Source organism: Janthinobacterium sp. NKUCC08_JDC, assembly GCF_019345575.1.
GTDB classification, from domain to species: Bacteria; Pseudomonadota; Gammaproteobacteria; order Burkholderiales; family Burkholderiaceae_D; genus Janthinobacterium; species Janthinobacterium aestuarii.
Map to the genome: position 1 here is coordinate 1 of NZ_JAHKQW010000021.1, position 18,340 is coordinate 18,340.

An 18,340-nucleotide genomic window follows, 5' to 3' on the forward strand; every position below is an offset into this window, starting at 1 on the left:
TTCGCCCTCAATAAAGCGCTTCATTTAGCACCCAAAGTGATGAGATACTGGCTCAACGTTTACTGATGCGATTTCGTTTACATAGCCCTACGTTTTTACACAGTCTCGGCCGATCGCGGACGGTCAGAATAACTCAGTGTACGAGGTTGTTGCTTTCAGAGCAAGTAAGGGGTCTTGTACAGTACTTTGACACGCATTAATACACAGACAAATGCCAGGGAGAAAAGAGGAATTACTCTCTGAACATCTGTTCCAGCCTTTGCTGCTCCCCCGCCGCCACAAACCACTCCTCCTGCCACCGCTGCGTGCGCTGTGCCTGGACAGATTCCGGTGTGCACCACGGCGGATACACGCGCAGCGCGCGCTTGCCGCCCTGGCCGGCGCGCGACATCACGCCCCGTTCCAGCAGCACCTTGCGCGGAAAAATGAAGAAACCGTGCTGCGCACCGTCGTCGTTGGCTACGGCGATGATAACGACGTCGACGGGGTCCGCGTCGTCGAGCGGGGCGATCTCGGCGTCGGGATGGGGGCGCTTCCAGACGGTGACGAACTGGCCGGTTTTCGTCGGGGTGGTTTTGGCCACGCGCAGGACCAGTCGCTTGCCGTCCAGTTCGGCGCGGCAGGCGCCGTATTCCGCGCTTTCCGCTTCCGGTACGGGCGCTTGCGGCAAGCCCAGGAAAGCCCAGGGACTGGCCTTCATTGCGCGCTGAACTCGGCTGCGGCCTTGGCCGCCCACAGCGCTTCGGCGTGGCTGGCGAACGGGCTGTCGTAGCCGTCGACTGTGCCATCCTCGTCGACAAAATACAGCCACCAGCCGTCGGCCTGCTCGCGGATGGCCGTGTGGCCCGGTGCGCAATGGGTGTCAACGGACTGGCCGGCCGTCAGGGTGGTGATGGTGATGCCGCGGTGAATGATATGCTGGGGTGTCATGGGGTGAAATCGTGCAAGAAAATCAATGGCCATAGTGTAGCCGCGCCGGACCATCCTGGCCAGTGCGTTACACTGATCGTTCACACGGAGGACGACATGGCATCACAGCAAGGTACGGTGGATTTTTTGCTCGACCAGATGGCGGGCGCGGGCAGCATCAGCGCGAAAAAGATGTTTGGCGAGTACGGCTTGTATTGCGACGGCAAGATGTTCGCCGTCGTCGCAGACGACCAGCTGTTCATCAAGCCGACGGACGCGGGCCGCGCCTGGATCAGCGCGCAAGGCACGCTGCAGGAAGCGCCGCCCTATCCGCAAGCCAAGCCGTACTTCCTCATCGATGGCGGGCTGTGGGATGAGCGCGACTGGCTCAGCCAGCTGGCGCGGCGCACGGCGGACGCCTTGCCGCTGCCAAAACCCAAGCCGCCGCCCAAGCCCAAAAAACAGGCGTCAGCCAGCTAACACGCTGTTCTCGCATTGCTTGCCCTGGCGGAAGCATTGCAGGTTGTGATACGTGATGGCGGCGATTTCGCGCAGCGCTTCGCTGGTGAAAAAGCCCTGGTGGCCCGTCACCAGCACGTTCGGGAACGTCATCAGGCGCTGGAAGACGTCGTCGTCGATGATGTCGGACGAGCGGTCCTGGAAGAACAGATTGCTTTCCTGTTCATACACGTCGATGGCCAAAGAGCCCAGCTGGCGCGATTTCAATGCCTCGATGACGGCGCCCGTGTCGATCAGGCCGCCGCGCGAGGTATTCACCAGCATGGCGCCCTTCTTCATCAGCGGTAACGTTGCTTCGCTGATCATGTGGCGCGTGCTGTCCATCAACGGGCAATGCAGCGAGACAATGTCGGACTCGGCCAGCAGCTGCGGCAGTTCCACCATCGTGCCCAGCTGCGCAAACGCGGGCGCCGGATACGGGTCGTGGCCCAGCACCGTGCAGCCGAACCCTTTGAAGATGCGCGCCGTGGCCAGGCCGATCTTGCCCGTGCCGACGATACCCACCGTCTTGCCGAACAAGGTGGCGCCCAGCAAGCCGTCGAGCGAGAAATTGCCTTCGCGCACGCGGGCATAGGCGCGGTGCGTGTGGCGGTTCAGGGTTTGCACGAGGGCCAGCGTGTATTCAGCCACAGCTTCCGGCGAGTACGCGGGTACGCGGGCGACGAACAGGCCCAGGCGCTTGGCCGCTTCCAGGTCGAGGTTGTTGTAGCCGGCGCAGCGCAGCAGGATGGCGCGCACGCCGTAGCCGTGCAGGGCTTCCAGCACGGGCGCGTCGAGCACGTCGTTGACGAAGACGCACACCGCGTCCGCGCCTTGCGCCAGAACCACGGTTTCCTGGCTCAGCAAGGCGCTGTGATAGACCAGTTCGATGCCGGCGGAATCGGATTGGGACGGCAAGGCTTCATCGAAGAAACGGCGGTCGTAGGGCTGGCTGGCAAAGAAGGCGATTTTCATGGGGCGTCCTGGAACTTGCTGGATGGCAAAACACCATCATAGCGCAAGCGCCCTGCCCCACTGTGTACGCCTGGCTTGCCTGGCCGCCTATTTGGGTTCGCGGGGCAAGGTCAGCACGTGGCGCAAATACGCCGTTTCCTCGGCGTGCTGCGCATGATAGCGCTCGCGCGCGGCGCGCATGGCCGCCTGGTGGGCCGCGATGCCGCTTTCCGTCAGCTCGACGCCGAAGTCCGCCGGCACCCGCTCGGGGCCGCCGAACAGCCGCGCCAGGATGAAGCGGCCCACATTGTCGCGGTAGTGCGACGCTTCCCAGTAATAGCGCATCACGCCCGCGCCCGTCACCTGCGGGATCGGCTCGCTGGTGATGCTGTTGAAGCCGGAAAAATCAACCAGGCGCACGTCGCAACCCAGGCGCCGGTAGCGTCCGGCCATCTGCGCCAGTTCGCGCTGCCAGGCTTCCATGGCGTCCCACTTGCCGCGCCAGTACAGGGCGTCGAGCGTGAGCGCGTGCGTGGGATTGATGTACAGGCGCAAGCGCGTGCCGCCACGGCACAGCTTGCCGACGCTGGCATCGAAGGCTTGCAGCGCGGGTGCGGTCGGGCCCAGGCCGTCGCCGAATTCCTGCAGGCGCGGCTTGAAGGCGCGCGCCGTGCCGACCCAGACGCGGTTGCGGCTGGTGAGGCAGGACTCGTCGCGCTGGCCGTACAGGGCCAGGCTCGACAGACAGACGCCGTCATAGGTGCCGCTGAGGATGCGCCAGCTGTCCTGGGTCATGTCCACGGTCAGGCCACGCTTGATGTTGAGCAAGGCGCGCCGCGCGAAAAACGCGGGAGCGGGATCCGTCAAGCCCGGCTCCACGCCAGCCGAGCCCAGTTCCAGCGAGAACGAGGGGGCATCGATGCCCCACACCATGGTGTCGACATGGCTGACCGTGGCCGCGTGTTCTGCCAGGCGGATGGCCTCGCCGATCGAAGCGCCCGAGACCGCGCTGTTGAACACGCTCTTGCCATCGAACAAAGTACGCATGCTGCTCGTAGGCAAACCCATTTCCGTGCGCGAATTGCCGATGTAGACGATGGCGGGCCGGTAGCGCGCCACCGCATATGTCTTGCTCCACACGCTGAGTTTTTCGGTCGTCGGCCGCAAGCGCTGCAGCAGCGGGCTGTCCCACTGGTGCAGCAAGTAGGGATCGACGTGGTAATTGACGGCGGAAACGACGGCCAGCGCGGCCAGCGCGCAGGCAAGGAAGGTGGCGAGGTAGCGGCGGGCGTTGGTATCCATGGTCGGCATTGGAAGTGGAGAAATGGCGTATATGTGGGGCTTTGCATCAACGCCGGATCAGCGGCCCGTCCAGCACCCGCTCCGTATAGGCCGCCTCGCGCGCATGTTCCAGGCGATAGCGGTCGCGCGCAGCGCGCGTGGCCGCATGGTGGGCGTCGACGTTGGCCTGCGTCAGCTCCACGCCGAAATCGGCCGGCGGCGGCGTGTCGCCGCCAAACAGGCGCGCCAGGATCAAGCGGCCCACATTGTCCCGGTAATGCGACACTTCCCAGTAATAATGCATGTCGGGCTTGCCGCTGACGAGCGGGGTCGGTTCCGTCGTGATGCTGTTAAAGCCGGAAAAATCAACCAGGCGCACGTCGCAGCCCTGCTGGCGGTGGCGCTCGGTGATCTGCACCAGGCCGCGCTGCCAGGCCTGCATGGCATCCCACTTGCCGCGCCAGTGCAGCGCGTACAGGGTCAGCGCGTGCGTGGGGTTGATGTACATGCGCAGACGCACGCCGCTACTGCACAGCTTGGCTATGCTGGCGTCAAACGCGGGTATCGAGGGCGGCGTCGGCCCCTGGCCATCGCCAAATTCCTGCAGCCGCACGGGAATGGCGTCCTTGGTTCCCAGCCAATGCCGTATGCCTTTCAGGGTGCAGGTCTCGTCGCGCTGCCCATACCGGGCCAGGTTGGAGCGGCAGACATCGCCCGCATTGCCGGTGAGGATGCGCACGCTGTCCTCCGTCATGTCCAGGGTCAGGCCGCGCTTCAGGTTGACGAGGGCGCGCTGGGCGAAAAAGCCGTGCCGGGCGCCCGTCAGGCTGTCTTCCACCCGCGCCGCACCCATGTCCAGGGAAAACGTGGGCGCGTCGACGCCCCACACCATGGTCTCGACGCGGCTGACCCTGGCCGCATGCTCGGCCAGGCGGATGGCGTCGCCGATCGAGGCGCCGGACACGGCGCTGTTGAAGATGCTCTTGCCGTCGAACAAGGCGCGCACGCCCGTCGGCAGGCCCAGTTCCGTGCGCGAATTGCCGATGTAGATGATGGCCGGCCGGTAGCGCGCCACGGCATAGGTCTTGGCCCAGGCGCCGAGCTTTTCATTCAACTGGCGCGGGCGCTGCACCAGGGGACTGTCCCACTGGTGCAGCAAATAGGGATCGACTTGGTAGTTCAGAAACGAGATGCCGCCCAGCACCAGGAATACACAGGCGAGGAAGCAGACAAGATAGCGGCGGCCGGCGGTGTCCATGGTCAGAACTGGAAGTAAAGAAATTCGGTGACCCGGTTCATGCCGAAGATGCAGGCAACGAACAGCGCGGCCAAGCCCACGCTCCAGCGCGAGGTGGGCCGCCAGCTGAAGGACCAGCGCCCTGCGGGCTGAAAGATTCTTTCAATCGCAGGCTCGTAGAGAAAGAATATTTCCTGAGTATTGGGCGCCTTGAAGGCCAGCAGCATCGCCGCCAGCAGCACGGGCAAGCCGGGCCCTGCCAGTTCGATCCAGCGGATGCCGTCGAACGCGGGATGCAGGCCCCACTGCGCCAGGCTCGATGCATGGCTGGCCAGGCCGCGCGGCAGGCTCACGCCGTTCGCCCCAACCAGCGCGCCCGTGATATCCCAGGCCGTGGCCACGTCGGGCGCGCGGAAGAAGACCCAGGCCAGCATGACGGCAAGAAAGGTCAGTATGGTCGGCCACCAGCGCAGCCAGCAGTACCCCGGCGCCGCGCCAAACACCCGCTGCCACGCCTGCTGCAGCACCAGGTACAGGCCGTGCAAGCCGCCCCAGATGACAAACGTCCAGCCGGCCCCATGCCACAGGCCGCCCAGCAGCATGGTCAGCATCAGGTTGCGGTAGCGCATGGCTTCGCCGCGCCGGCTGCCGCCCAGCGGGATATATAAATAGTCGCGCAGGAAACGCGACAAGGTCATGTGCCAGCGGCGCCAGAAGTCGGCGATATTGGCCGCCTTGTAGGGCGAATTGAAGTTCAGCGGCAATTTCACGCCGAACAGGCGCGACAGGCCGATGGCCATGTCCGAATAGCCGGAAAAGTCGAAATACAGCTGGAAGGTGTAGGCCAGCACGCCGATCCACGCTTCGATCAGGGTCGGCTCGGCGCCTGCCGCAAAGATGGGGATGGCCAGCGGCGACAGGTTGTCGGCGATCAGCACCTTTTTTGCCAGGCCTATCGTGAAAATCGACAGGCCGATGGCGAAATTGGCGGCGCGCGGGTGGGCATTGGCGGGGTCGGCGAACTGCGGCATCATGTCGCGGTGGTGCAGCACGGGGCCGGCGATCAGGTGGGGGAAATAGCTGACGAACAGCACGTAATGGATGAAACGGTATTCGCGCACCTCGCCCCGGTAGCAATCGACGAGGAAGGCGATCTGCGTGAAGGTAAAGAAAGAGATGCCGATCGGCAGGATGATGTCGAGGCCGTGCCATGGCAGGCTGCCAGCGCCAGCTCCAGCGGTCACGGCGATGGCATTGACGCTGTCGATGAAGAAATTCGCATACTTGTAGTAGGCGAGCAGCCCCAGGTTCAGCACCAGCGCCACGACCAGCGCGCGCTTGCGGGCAGCCCCCGCGCGCGCCCCGATCACGCGCCCGGCGCCGTAATTGACGCAGATCGACGCCAGCAGCAGCGGCAGGTAGCGCACGTCCCACCAGGCATAGAAGAACAGCGAGGCAAGCGCCAGCCACGTCGCGGGGGCCAGGCGGCGCCAGCTGGCGGATGTGCCTGCGGCGGGCGCCAGGCGGTCCAGCAGAAAATAGCCGGCCAGCACGATGGGCAGATAGCCGAACAGGAAGGCGAAGGAATTAAACAGCATGTTGCCTCCTGGCAGGCAGCGACTGCGCCTGGTAGTAGCAATCGGCAATCTGGGCCGCCACCCGCTCCCACGTAAAGCGTTCCACGAGGGCTTGCACGCGCGAGCGCTCGGGCGGCAGCGCCAGCAGTTCGAGGATGGCCTGGCGCTGCGCGGGGCCGTCGTCCCAGCGCACCTTGCGCAGCGCAAAGATGGAATCGGGCAAGTCCAGCGCGCTTTGCGCCGTCATGACGACGGGCGTGCCGGCCGCCAGCGCTTCGAGCACGCTCAGGGGAAACACCTCGCCCTGGCTGGGCAAGGCCGCCACGGCCGCCGCGTGATAGGCGCTGGCCAGCAGCGGGTCGGCGTGGTCGAGCGCGCCCAGCCAGCTGACGTGCGGCAAGTCCAGCAGCAGTTGCAGATATGCCTGCTGTTCGCGCGGCGCGGCGCCGATCAGCACCAGCGGCAAGCCGGCGCCCGCCAGCGCCTGGGCCAGTCCCAGCTGGTTTTTATACGGTGAAATACTGCCCACCATCAGCACGAACGGCCCGGCGATACCCGTTTCGCGCAGGAACAGGTCGCCATTGGCCGTGAAGAAATGCGGGTTGATTCCGTTGGGCAAGACGCGGATGGTGTCGGCTCCCATGCCGAAACCTTGCACGATGGCGTCGCGCTCGGCCTCGCCCAGGGCGATCACCACGTCGGCCAGTTGCAGGGCGCGCCGCGTTTGCGCATAGCTCGTTTGCACCATCCATTCCGTCAGCCGGCCCGCCAGCCGGTCCGCCAGCCGCGCGCGCCAGGCGCTGGCACGGTTCCAGCTGGGCGCCAGCAGCGGCGACAGCACCACGGGCACGCCTTGCTCGCTGGCCATTTCCATGATGCGGTAGGTGCCATTACTCGCCGAAAACACGTGCAGCACGTCGAAATCGGCCAGCCGCTGATGATTGGCGTCGACCAGTTGCACTTCCAGCGGACGCGCCGGCTGCTGGGGCAGCCGGTTTAGCGCGGCAATGGTTTCGCGTACCTGGATCTGCAAGCCGCCGTCGCGCTGGAACAGCATCGGGTAGGACAAGATACCGACACGCATGGTCATCCTTTCGTGCATTTGACTGCCAGCCATCGGCCAGCGAGCTTGCGTTGCAACAACAGAAACTCGCCAGCGAGTTCATGTTTCAACAGGAACAGACCGGCCAGCCAGCACAGCAAGGTGGCCAGCGCCGTGCCCATGAGCGCCAGCAGCGCCGGGGTGTCCGTTGGCAGCCACAGCAGCGAAGCGACGGGCGCAACGGCGCTGACACCGCAGAGCAGCGAACTCTTGCGCACTGCCCGCGCCAGGATGCGCCAGTCGAGTGCGCTCAAGCGCCGCAGGCAGTTGTAGTTCAGCCAGCTGCGCAGCACATTGCTGAGCACCACGGCCCAGGCCACGGCCACCAGGCCGAACGGCGCTGCGGCCAGCAGCAGCGCTACTTTGATGACGCCAGCGCAGGCATCGAGCCGCACCTGCGCATGCAGCTGGCCCGTCGCCACGAACAGGTAGCGGGCCATGCTGAACATGCTATACACGGCCGAGGACAGGCACATGATGCGTATCAAGGGCACACAGCCTAGCCATTGCGTGCCATACAACACCTTGACCAGGGGCAAAGCCATGCAGGAGAGAAAGAGAAAAAACGGCCATGCCAGCGCCGTCATGTAACTGATCGTGCGCAAATACACGAGCGCCGCCCCGCCCTGCCCCCCTTCCCCCCTTGCGCGGGCCGCGAACAGGGGAAACACGACGGGAGAAATCGCGCTGGTGATGGCCTGGTTAAAGATATTGAGTACGCTTTGCGCCTTGCCGAACAGGGCCAGGCTTTCAATGCCGATCAACTTGCCGATGATCAGGTCCGGCGCCGCCACGCCCGCCTCGTCGACGAGGCCGCCCCCCGTCGCATACGCGCCAAAGCGGGCGATATCGCCCATGCCGCGCCGTCCCGGCAGCCACGGCAGCTCCCTGGGCCGCACCAGCAGGCTCACCAGCAGCGACGCGCAGGAACCGGCCAGCGCCGCCCACACCATGCTCATGTAACTGTAGCCCTGCAGCGCCAGCAGCACGGCCACCAGCAGGTTGACGACGCTATTGGCCGCGTTGATGGCATAGATGGCGCGAAAGCGCAGTTGCCGGCGCAGCATCGGTAACGTCAAGGCGCTGAACGGTATCAACAGGAAATTGATGGCCAGCAAGCGCAGCACGAGGGTCAGCCGGGGTTCGCCATAGAAATGCGCGAGCGGCGCGCTGGCCAGCAGCACCAGGCCCGCCAGCAGCCAGGCGACAAGCAGGCTGGTAGCCAGCGCGGCCCGCAATTTCACGGTATCGAGCTGCTTTTCCTGGATCAGGTATTGCCCCACGCCAAAGTCGCGCACCACTTGCGCCAGCGCCACCAGCACGGCGCCCAGCGAATATACGCCTACTTCGGCTGGCGTCAGCAAACGCGACAGCACCATGGTGGCGACGATGCCCAGCAGCAGTACCGTGTATTTTTCGGCGAACGAAAAGAAAAACGAGTGACGGGTGGCGCTCATGGGGGCCGCCCGCGCCTACACGAGGCCGGCGTAAAACGCGCGCAGCTGGCGTTCCAGGCGCGGCATTGAATAGCGCTGCACGGTTTCCTCGCGCGCCAGCCGTCCCATGCGGGCGCGCCGGGGCGCATCCAGCAATAGCTGCGCCACGGCCGCGCAGGCGGCGTGCTCGTCCTCGATCGGCAGCAGCAGCCCGCCTTCGCTATCGTGCAGGATATCGTGGGTGCCCGGCACGTCCGTCCCCACGGCCGGCACGCCGCAGGCCATGGCCTCGATGGTGGCGATGCCGAAGCCTTCGTTTTTACTGAGCAGCACATGCAGGTCGAAGGCCGGCATCAGCAGCTCGACATGCTGCTGGAAGCCGGCAAACACGATGCGCTCCTGCAAGCCTGACTGCTGTGCCTGCAGCCGCAGCATGGCTTCCAGCGGCCCCGTGCCCACCAGCACTAAATATAGATTGGGAAATTGCTTGGCCAGCCTGGCGAACAGGGCCAGCAGCGCTTGCGGACGCTTTTGCGCGGAGAGCCGGGCCACGCAGCCGAGCACGAGCGCGTCCGCTGGCACCCCAAGTTGCCGCCGCGCCAGTATCCGCCGTTCGGGCGAGATGATAAAAGTATCCGTATCGACGCCATTGGGAATGACGGCCAGCCGCGTTTCCGGGTTCAGCATGCCGCGGTACAGCTCGAGGAAATGCCGCATGGCCGACGGGGACACGGCATACACACCCTTGACGGTGCGAAACGCTTCCTGCAGCCGGGGCCGCTGCCAGTCGCTGAACGCTTCCAGCGGAAAGGCATTGTGCACACTGATCACGGCAGGCAAGCGGCATTGCCGCGCCAGCCACAGGATGGAAGCGCCATAGCTGGTCCAGCAAAACGCCACGTGGACGAGGTCGGGCCTCAGCCGCCGCAGCCGCCACGCTCCCGTGACCCTGGCGCGCAGCCAGTTCCAGCGCCGCCAGGCCCAGTGTTCGAGAAACAAGGGCGGTTCATACACACGCACCTGCAGATGCTGCGCGCGCAAACCTTGCACCCAGGCAGTAAAACCGGGAAAACGCCGCAGGGCAAGCACGCTGTCATAGCCGCTCGCGCCCAGTACTTTCGCCTCTTGCGCCATGCGCAGTTCCATGCCGCCCAGCTCGCCCGAATAACTGCTGATGACGATGCGCGGCAAGCGTTTGCGCCGTCCGCGCCACGCTTCATGGAAAAAGCCGCGCAGCCAGGCCCGTTCCCACTGGCGCAGGAACAGGTCGGCGTGGTCGCGCCGCAGCCAGGCCCGCACGGCGCCGAGGGAGTCGCGCACGTATCTGCCCAGCATCCAGCGCGGTACGCCCAGTAACTCCACGCTTGGTGCGAATGTCGCCAGCCGGCATTGGCCGCGGCCGAACAGCATGGCGCGGCGCAGTATCCAGGCGCGCTGTACTTGTTGAGCGCGGATGATGTGCGCCACTTTCGCTTGCGGACAGAACCAGGAAGGATTGCCCGCCGCATGCATCTCCAGGTTGAGCCGGGTTTCGCTGCCCATGGCGTAGTTGGCGCCTTGCGGGCCGATGCTTTCGTCATAGCGGGCGCCCGCCTCGAAGATGCGGCGGCGTATCGCCATGTTGGCGCCCCAGACCAGGCCCGGATAGATGGGCGCGTCGCGCAAATCAGGGCTGGTGATGCCCCACGTCAAGCCAACGGGGGTCAGGCGCAGCAGCCAGTCTTCCGGCTTTTCCCGCCAGGCAGGCACGATGGCGCCGCCGAACAGGGCGTAGCCGGGGTGAGCGCGCGCGCTGTCCTGCAAGCGGCACAGCCAGTCCGATGCGGGCATGGCGTCGTCATCGCCAAACACGAACAGCTCGCCGCCATCGCCGCTTGAACGCAAGGCGTGTTCGACGGCCCCGTTCAGGGCGGGACTGCGGCCGCGCCGCGCCACGTAGACGGAACGCAAGGGCAAGCGGCCGCGGAAGGCGGCGATCACCTGGGCCGTGGCGTCCGTGCTGCCATTGTCGGCGATGATCAGGCGCCAGCCGCCCACGGGGGCTCGCAACCCCATGTAGGCGCGCAATACCTGGGGCAAGGTGCCGGCGCCATTGTAGGTCGCCATGAGAACGGTCAACAAGGACATGCCTCCTTGGTCTTACCATGACAAAACTATGTACTCAAGCAGTGTTGATCCAGTGTACTGAGCCTGCCCGCCAGCCCGTTGACAGGCATCAATACCTTGCCAACCCGGGCACAACCAGGAGCGTCTCCCTTCATGCGCGACATACTGATTACCATCATCATCCTGGGCTCGCTGCCCTTCATCCTGAAGACACCGGCCACCGGCGGCCTGATGTGGGTCTGGGTCAGCGTGATGAACCCGCACACGCAGGGCTGGGGCTTTGCCACGCACATGCCGTTCGCCTTCATCATCGCCATCGCCACCCTGATCAGCCTCGTGATGACGCGCGAGCCGAAAAACCTGCCGCTTACGCCCGTCAGCGTGCTGCTGCTGTTGTTCGTCATGTGGATGAATGTCACGGCCCCGTTCGCCCTGATTCCGGAATCGTCATGGGTGCAGTGGAACAAAGTGATGAAGATCATGCTGATGAGCTTTGTCATCATGATGGTGATACGCACACGGCGCGACATCGTGCGCCTGATCTGGGTGCTGGTGGGGTCGATCGGCTATTACGGCGTGAAAGGCGGCATCTTCACCATCCGCAGCGGCGGCACGGACCGGGTCTGGGGGCCGGAAGAAACGTTTATCGGGGATAACAATGCGCTGGCCCTGGCCCTGATCATCACCATCCCCCTCATGTATTATCTGCAGCAAAACACGGATAAACGCTGGGTGCGCCATGGTTTGTCCGCAGCGATGCTTTTGTCGGCCCTGGCGGCGCTGGGCTCGTATTCGCGCGGCGGGCTGCTGGCCATTGCCGCCATGGGCCTGTTCATGTGGCTGAAAAGCGACCGCAAGATGGTGCTGGGCGCGCTGCTCGGCGCCGTCGCGCCGCTGCTGCTGGCCTTCATGCCCGAGCGCTGGGCCGAACGCATGGACACCATCAACACCTATCAGGACGACGTCTCCGCCATGGGCCGCCTGAATGCCTGGCGCATGGCCTGGAATTTGGCGCGCGACCGTTTTCCCGGCGGCGGCTTCGACGTCTCCGACGCCGCCATCTTTGCCCGCTATGCGCCCAACCCCATGGACGTGCATGCGGCGCACAGCATTTATTTCCAGGCGCTGGGCGAACACGGCTTTGTCGGCTTGCTGATTTACCTGGCGCTGGGCATCGCCACCTGGCGCACGGCCGCCGCCATCATCCGCCGCACGCGGGGCAAGCCAGAATTGCGCTGGGCGCACGGCCTGGCCACCATGAGCCAGGCCAGCCTGATCGGCTTTGCCGTGGGCGGCGCCTTCCTCAGCCTGCTGTACTTCGACATGCCGTATTACCTGATGGCCGCCCTGATCGCCACGCGCATCATTGTCGAGCGGCAGGTGCCCACGCTCACCCCCACTTCCCGCCAGGCCAGGCCCCGGGCCGCCATCGTGGAGCAGCCATGACAGCCACCTTGTCCATCCTGATCTACCACCGCGTGCTGGCGCGGCCTGACCCGCTGTTTCCCGGCGAAGTGGACGCCGTGCTGTTCGAGCGCCAGCTGCGCCTGCTGAAACGCTTCTATACGCCGCTATCGCTCAGCAATGCCGTGCAGCGTTTGCAGAATGGCAACCTGCCGCAGCGCGCCGCCTGCATCACCTTCGACGACGGTTATGCGGACAATGCGCAAATCGCCCTGCCGCTGTTGCAGCGCCATGGCATGCACGCCACGTTTTTCATCGCCACGGGCTACCTGGACGGCGGGCAAATGTGGAACGACACGGTGATCGACGCCGTGCGCCAGGCGGCCGGGCCCGTGCTGGACTTGCGCAAACACGAGCTGGGGACATTCCCCGTCGCCAGCCTGGCGCAGCGGCAAGCTGCCATCGCCACCCTGCTGGGGCAGCTCAAATACCTGCCGTTCGCCCGGCGCCAGCAGCTGGCCATGCGGATACGCCGCCAGGCGGGCGTCCTGGCAGGTCCGCCCGCCATGCTGAGCACGGCGCAACTGCGCCAGTTGCATGCGGCCGGCATGGAGGTGGGCGCGCACACGGACAGCCATCCGATTTTGTCCACCTTGCCGGACCACGCGGCGCGGCAAAACATCGCCGATGGCAAGCGCCAGCTGGAAAGTCTGATCCAGGCGCCCGTCACCCTGTTTGCATATCCGAACGGCAAGGCCGGGCGCGACTATGGCGCGCCGCACGTGGCGATGGTCAAAAGCCTCGGTTTCAAGGCGGCCGTGGCCACGGACTGGGGCGTGGCGCGCCCCGGCGCGGGGCTCGACCTGCTGCAGCTGCCCCGCTTTACGCCGTGGGATCGAGGACGGCTGGCGTTTCTGTGGCGCATGCGGCAAAACCGCCGGCAAGCGCACCCAGCGCGCCTGGATGCTGGCTGAGCCACTGTTCCAGCATCAGCAGCAGCCACACCATGGTGCCGTGATAGGCCGGATGTTCCGCCAGCAAGCGCCCTTGCAGATCGTCGATGAAGGCGGGCCGCACGATGCCGCGTCCGCGCAGCTGCGTGAGGTTGTCGAATGCAAACTCGCGCAGCGGCGGATGGCTGTGCAGCCACAGGCCGAAAGGCAGGCCGAAGCCATGCTTTTTCTTGCGCACGATGGCCGGCGGCAAGATTTCCGCCAGCGCCCGCTTGAAGAAGGGCCGCAGCCGCATGCCGTCGAGCTTGTCCCGCGGCGCCAGGCGGGCGGCAAACGCCACCATCGCATCGTGCAGAAAGGGAAACGCCGCTTCCACGCCGGCCAGCTCGCACGCCTTGCGCACCTTGAACAGGTCGTTGTCGGCCAAAGTAAAACGCATGTCGAGCGCCAGCAGCTCATTGATTTGGCTCAAGCCCTGGCCTTGCCGCTCCCAATACGCGCCATTCACGCAACCGGGAGCCATGCCCGGGTCGATGGTGTCGATGAAACCCGCTTCCAGCACCGTGCGGTGGCCATGGCGCAGCAGCAGGTTGTAGCTGTCGAGCCGGGCCGGCAGCGGCAGGCTCGACAGCTCGATGTAGCGGCGCGCCTTGTCGCCCAGCCGCCACGGCTTGCCCGTGCGTGCGCGGAACAGCAGCGGTTCGATGATGGCCTGGCGCAACATGGCGGGCAAGCGCTCGTATTGCGACAGCAAGGCCTGGTGCGCATAGCGTTCATTGCCGCCAAACAGTTCATCGCCGCCGTCGCCACCCAAGAGGCGCGTTATGCCATCCTCGCGCGCCATCTGCGCGCAGTAAAAGGCGGGAATGGCCGAGGCGTTGCCGAAAGGCTGGTCGAAGATGGCCGCCATGGCGGGAATGGCGGCCAGGACGTCGGCTGGCGTCACGTAGCGCTCGTGGTGAATGCTGCCCGCGTGGCTGGCGGCCAGGCGCGCATACGCCATTTCGTCATAGCCGGGCGCATCAAAACCGATGGAATACGTGCGCGCCGGCCGGCCCGTCACCTGCCCCATGATGGCGGCCACGGTGGAACTGTCCGTGCCGCCGCTGAGAAACGCGCCCGTGTCCGCCCCATCCGCACCCAGGCTGTTTTCCACGGCCTGGCGCAGCAGGCGCAGGAATTCCTGCTTGTTTCTGGCAAAGCTGGCCCGCGTGCGCGCCGCGCCCGGCTCCTGGAAAGCCAGCTGCCAGTAACTGCCCTTGCATTGCTTGCCGCCGCGCACATGCAGGTATTCGCCGGGCAGCAAGCGCTGCTGGCCCAGGTAAGCCGTGGCCGGGCCGGGCACCATGTGGAAGAACAGGTAGTGATACAGCGCTTGCGGATCGAGCGCGCCCCGCACGGACGGATGGGCCAGCAAGGCATCATGCGAGGAGGCAAAGAACAGGCCTTGCGCATTGCCCGCATAGCTGAGGGGGTGGATTCCGGCGCGGTCCACTGCCAGCAGGGCCGAGCCGGAAAAGGCATCGAGGATGGCCAGCGAGAATGGCCCCGACAGGCTGGCGCAGGCCGCCACGCCCCGGCTCAGCCACAGGGAAGCGAGGCGGCATGCCACGTCGTCGGCCGAGCCATCGAGTACAGGCCGGCCCCAGATGGCGACCTGCAAGCCATCCTGCTGATACACATGGCGGCTGCCGTCGATGGCGGCCACGGCCACGCCACCCACTTCGCTCACGCAGGCAATCAGGGGTGCGCTATCGAAACGCGACAGGGGCACGGCCATGCCGGCCAGCGCGGCGCCACTGGCATCGGTATCGGCAGCGACAGAACCCGCAGCCCCGCCAAGCGCCGCCAGCCAACCGCACAGGCCGCTCATACGAGCACCTCGGCCGGCAGCGGATGGCCGAGAAAGGCCGTCGGGCTGGCCGTCAATCCATACGCGCCCGACTGGAACACCACCACCAGGTCGCCCTCCTCGGCGCGCGCCATCTCCATCTGATCGGCAAGCAAGTCCAGCGGCGTGCACAACGGTCCCACGACGGACGCCACTTCGCGCGCCCCGCCATGCAGCCGGTTGCCGATGGCGACCGGGTAATTCTTGCGGATCAGCTGGCCGAAATTGCCCGAGGCCGCCAAGTGGTGGTGCAAGCCGCCATCCGTGACGAGAAACACTTGTCCATGCGACACCTTGCGTTCGAGCACCTTACACACATAGATGCCCGCCTCGGCCACCAGATAGCGGCCCAGCTCCAGGTTCAGGCGCGCGCCGGGCGCCGCCTGGGCCAGCAGATCGAGCTGCCGCTGCAAGCCGTCCGCCACAGGCGCCAGGTCCAGCGCCTGGTCGCCGGGAAAATACGGCACGCCGAAGCCGCCGCCGATATTCAGGGTGCGCAAGGGCGACGGCGCGCTGTCGGCCAGTTGCAGGGCCAGTTGCACGCTCAGGGCTTGTGCTTCAGCCAGGGCCACCGCCGACAGGCTTTGCGAGCCTGCATACAGGTGAAAACCATAAAAATCCAGCCCCAGCTGGCCGATGCGGCCCAGCAGCGCCGGCACGAGGGCCGCATCGACGCCAAACGGCTGCGCGCCGCCGCCCATGCGCATGCCCGTGCGGCGCAAGGCGAAATCGGGATTCACGCGCACGGCCACCCTGGCCGTCATACCCAGCCGTTCACTGGCCAGCGCCACCCTTTCCAGCTGGGCGCCCGACTCCACGTTGATCAATACGCCAGCGGCCACGGCCCGCGCCAGTTCGCCATCGCTCTTGCCCGGTCCCGCAAAACTGATGCGCTCCGGCGCCATCGGCGTATCGAGCGCCGTGGCCAGTTCGCCGCCCGAGGCCACGTCGATGCCGTCGACCAGGCCCGCCAGCCATTGCACCACGGCCGGCATGGGGTTGGCCTTCATCGCGTAATGGACATGCACGCCGGCGGGCAAGGCGGCGCGCAATTGCGCCACGCGGCGCGTGATGTGCGCGCGGTCATAGGCATAGAACGGCGTGTTGCCCACCCTCTGCGCCAGCCGGCGCAAAGAAATACCGCCGACCTGCAGCATGTCACCATCCATGGCAAACTGCTGGCCCAAGGCCGAGTGCAAGGGCAATTCCGTACTGTTCGAGCGGATCAAGTCCTTCATGCCGCGTCTCCTGTTTGGACCGCATACGCGCGCGCCAGTTCCCGGGCCAGCAAGGGGCGGTCGATCTTGCCGTTCGGATTGCGCGGCAGCACGCCGTCGCGGATCTCCACCCACAGCGGCACCATATAGCTGGGCAGGCGTGCGCGGCAGGCTGCCAGTACGCTGTCGCGCTGCAATTCCACACCGGGCGCGGGCGTGACGAGCAAGGCGATGGCCTGGCCCAGCACGGCATGGGGCAGGCCCAGCGCGGCGGCATCGCCCACCAGCCCGCTCGCATACACGACTTCCTCGATTTCGGCCGGGCTGACCCGGTAGCCCGACGTCTTGATCATGTCGTCGCTGCGCCCGACGAAATACAGATAGCCATCCGCATCGCGGCGCACCGTGTCGCCCGACCAGACGGCCAGCTCCGGCAGCACCAGGCCGCTTGCCTGCGGCGGCAGCGGCTTGAAACGCTCGGCCGTGCGCGCCGCGTCGTTCCAGTAGCCGAGCGCCACCAGCGCGCCACGGTGCACGAGTTCGCCCGGCTCATCGGCGTCGCACACGCTGCCGTCGGGACGCAGCACCAGCACTTCCGCGTTCGGAATCGCTTGCCCGATGGAATCGGGGCGCCGCTCCAGCTGTTCCGGCGCCAGATAGGTCGAGCGGAACGCTTCCGTCAAGCCATACATCAGGTAGACCTGCGTGCGCGGCAGCGACTGGCGTAGCCGATCGAGCGTGGAGCGCTGCATCACGCCGCCCGAATTGGTGATGTAGCGCAAAGGCGTGTACAAGGGCCAGCTCAGCTGGGACAGCTGCACCCACAGCGGCGGCACGGCGGCCAGGCCCGTGATGGCTTCCTGCTCGACGGTTTCGACGATATCGCGCAGCAGCAGATAATTCATCAGTACGGCACAGGCGCCGCTGGCAAATGCCGTCGTCAGCTGGCTCAGGCCGTAATCAAAACTGAGCGGCAAGACGCACAGGATGCGGTCCTGCGGCGTGTTGCGCAGATAGCCCGACACGCTGAGCGCACCGGCCAGCATGTTGCGGTGCGACAGCACCACGCCTTTCGGCCGCCCCGTGCTGCCCGAGGTATATAAGATGGCGGCCATGTCCATGTCGATCGCCGCATGCGGCTGCGGCACGCCAGCGGCGGGCGCATTGGTGGGTACCACAGTCCACGGCAGCAGGCGCAGCTTGCCCAGGCTGGACTCCGCCTCCGCTTCGCCCGTCAGCAGCACCGTCCGCAAGTCCGGGCAAGCGGCCAGCGCGGGGCCCAGCTGCGCCAGGCGTTCGCGCGACGTGACGAGGATGGCCACGTTGCAGTCGGCCAGGATATACGCCACCTGGTCAGGCTTGAGCAGCGGATTGACGGGCACGAACACGCCGCCGGCCGCCGCCGCGCCGAACATGGCGCTGACGTTTTCCGGGCGTTTTTCCAGGTACACGGCCACGCGCGCGCCACCTTGCAAGCCCAGGGTCAGCAGGGTAGCTGCCGCCTCGCGCACGGACTGCGCCAGCGCGCCATAGCTCAGCTCCTCGCCCTGCCACGACAGGGCCGGCGCGTGGGGCGCGCGCTGCGCCGTTTCAAAGATCAGATCGTGTATCAGTGTTGCCATCGTGTCGCCCCAGGGTTGCCATGATTGCCATGCATCCCCCTATGATTGGGACAAACGGGCGCGGCAGTGTTGATTTTTATCAAGCAAGCACCTCTCCCCACGGACGGTGGCCTATCTGGCGCAATGCTTGAGGCCGCGCAACATCGGCCACTC

15 protein-coding genes are annotated in these 18,340 nt (G+C 65.7%); 3 read left to right on the forward strand and 12 right to left on the reverse strand.

Annotated features, from left to right (window positions below):
- Positions 1 to 232: 232 nt before the first annotated feature.
- Together KO538_RS27655 and KO538_RS27660 are read right to left on the reverse strand one after the other, a co-directional pair.
- Entirely contained in the window at positions 233 to 700 is a 468-nt protein-coding gene (locus KO538_RS27655) for a MepB family protein (RefSeq protein WP_219330270.1), read from the reverse strand.
- Positions 697 to 930 carry a hypothetical protein gene (locus KO538_RS27660; protein ID WP_070301758.1) on the reverse strand — a complete coding sequence of 78 codons (234 nt, stop codon included), beginning with the start codon at positions 928 to 930 and terminating at the stop codon, positions 697 to 699. Before KO538_RS27660 ends, KO538_RS27655 begins: the two co-directional genes overlap by 4 nt.
- Before the next feature lie 96 nt (positions 931 to 1,026).
- Here KO538_RS27660 and KO538_RS27665 point away from each other — a divergent pair, with 96 nt between their 5' ends.
- Positions 1,027 to 1,389, forward strand: a complete 363-nt coding sequence (locus tag KO538_RS27665; protein WP_046685185.1) for a TfoX/Sxy family protein — start codon at positions 1,027 to 1,029, stop codon at positions 1,387 to 1,389.
- On the opposite strand, the gene KO538_RS27670 is transcribed toward KO538_RS27665, so the two are convergent.
- From KO538_RS27670 to KO538_RS27700, 7 genes are all read right to left on the reverse strand, one after another.
- Positions 1,378 to 2,382, reverse strand: a complete 1,005-nt coding sequence (locus KO538_RS27670) for a 2-hydroxyacid dehydrogenase (RefSeq protein ID WP_219330271.1) — start codon at positions 2,380 to 2,382, stop codon at positions 1,378 to 1,380. The two genes, KO538_RS27665 and KO538_RS27670, sit on opposite strands and share 12 nt — an antisense overlap.
- 87 nt (positions 2,383 to 2,469) lie before the next feature.
- Positions 2,470 to 3,663, reverse strand: coding sequence for a hypothetical protein (locus KO538_RS27675; protein WP_219330272.1), 1,194 nt, complete (start codon positions 3,661 to 3,663; stop codon positions 2,470 to 2,472).
- Between the two features lie 46 nt (positions 3,664 to 3,709).
- Positions 3,710 to 4,900, reverse strand: a complete 1,191-nt coding sequence (locus KO538_RS27680; RefSeq protein WP_219330273.1) for a hypothetical protein — start codon at positions 4,898 to 4,900, stop codon at positions 3,710 to 3,712.
- Positions 4,901 to 4,902: 2 nt separating this feature from the next.
- On the reverse strand, positions 4,903 to 6,477 hold the full coding sequence (locus tag KO538_RS27685; protein ID WP_070301762.1) for an MBOAT family protein: 1,575 nt from the start codon (positions 6,475 to 6,477) through the stop codon (positions 4,903 to 4,905).
- Positions 6,467 to 7,540: a glycosyltransferase family 4 protein gene (locus tag KO538_RS27690; RefSeq protein WP_070301956.1), complete on the reverse strand. Its 1,074-nt coding sequence runs from the start codon at positions 7,538 to 7,540 to the stop codon at positions 6,467 to 6,469. Before KO538_RS27690 ends, KO538_RS27685 begins: the two co-directional genes overlap by 11 nt.
- Positions 7,541 to 7,542: 2 nt before the next feature.
- Positions 7,543 to 9,015: a lipopolysaccharide biosynthesis protein gene (locus KO538_RS27695; RefSeq protein ID WP_219330274.1), complete on the reverse strand. Its 1,473-nt coding sequence runs from the start codon at positions 9,013 to 9,015 to the stop codon at positions 7,543 to 7,545.
- A gap of 15 nt (positions 9,016 to 9,030) precedes the next feature.
- Entirely contained in the window at positions 9,031 to 11,115 is a 2,085-nt protein-coding gene (locus tag KO538_RS27700) for a glycosyltransferase (RefSeq protein ID WP_257620621.1), read from the reverse strand.
- A gap of 138 nt (positions 11,116 to 11,253) precedes the next feature.
- Between KO538_RS27700 and KO538_RS27705 the strand changes: the two genes are divergently transcribed.
- Both KO538_RS27705 and KO538_RS27710 read left to right on the forward strand, forming a co-directional pair.
- Positions 11,254 to 12,546 (forward strand): putative O-glycosylation ligase, exosortase A system-associated, encoded by a 1,293-nt coding sequence (locus KO538_RS27705; RefSeq protein WP_034748439.1) that lies wholly within the window; start codon positions 11,254 to 11,256, stop codon positions 12,544 to 12,546.
- On the forward strand, positions 12,543 to 13,478 hold the full coding sequence (locus KO538_RS27710; RefSeq protein ID WP_219330275.1) for a polysaccharide deacetylase family protein: 936 nt from the start codon (positions 12,543 to 12,545) through the stop codon (positions 13,476 to 13,478). Before KO538_RS27705 ends, KO538_RS27710 begins: the two co-directional genes overlap by 4 nt.
- Here KO538_RS27710 and KO538_RS27715 read toward each other — a convergent pair.
- Genes KO538_RS27715 through KO538_RS27725 form a run of 3 tightly spaced genes read right to left on the reverse strand, consistent with a single transcriptional unit; the run spans position 13,387 to position 18,187 of the window.
- Positions 13,387 to 15,330, reverse strand: coding sequence for an asparagine synthetase B (locus KO538_RS27715; protein WP_219330276.1), 1,944 nt, complete (start codon positions 15,328 to 15,330; stop codon positions 13,387 to 13,389). The genes KO538_RS27710 and KO538_RS27715 overlap by 92 nt on opposite strands.
- On the reverse strand, positions 15,327 to 16,586 hold the full coding sequence (locus tag KO538_RS27720; protein ID WP_257620622.1) for a pyridoxal-dependent decarboxylase, exosortase A system-associated: 1,260 nt from the start codon (positions 16,584 to 16,586) through the stop codon (positions 15,327 to 15,329). The genes KO538_RS27715 and KO538_RS27720 overlap by 4 nt, the downstream gene beginning before the upstream one ends.
- Entirely contained in the window at positions 16,583 to 18,187 is a 1,605-nt protein-coding gene (locus tag KO538_RS27725) for an acyl-CoA ligase (AMP-forming), exosortase A system-associated (protein WP_219330277.1), read from the reverse strand. Before KO538_RS27725 ends, KO538_RS27720 begins: the two co-directional genes overlap by 4 nt.
- Positions 18,188 to 18,340: the final 153 nt, after the last annotated feature.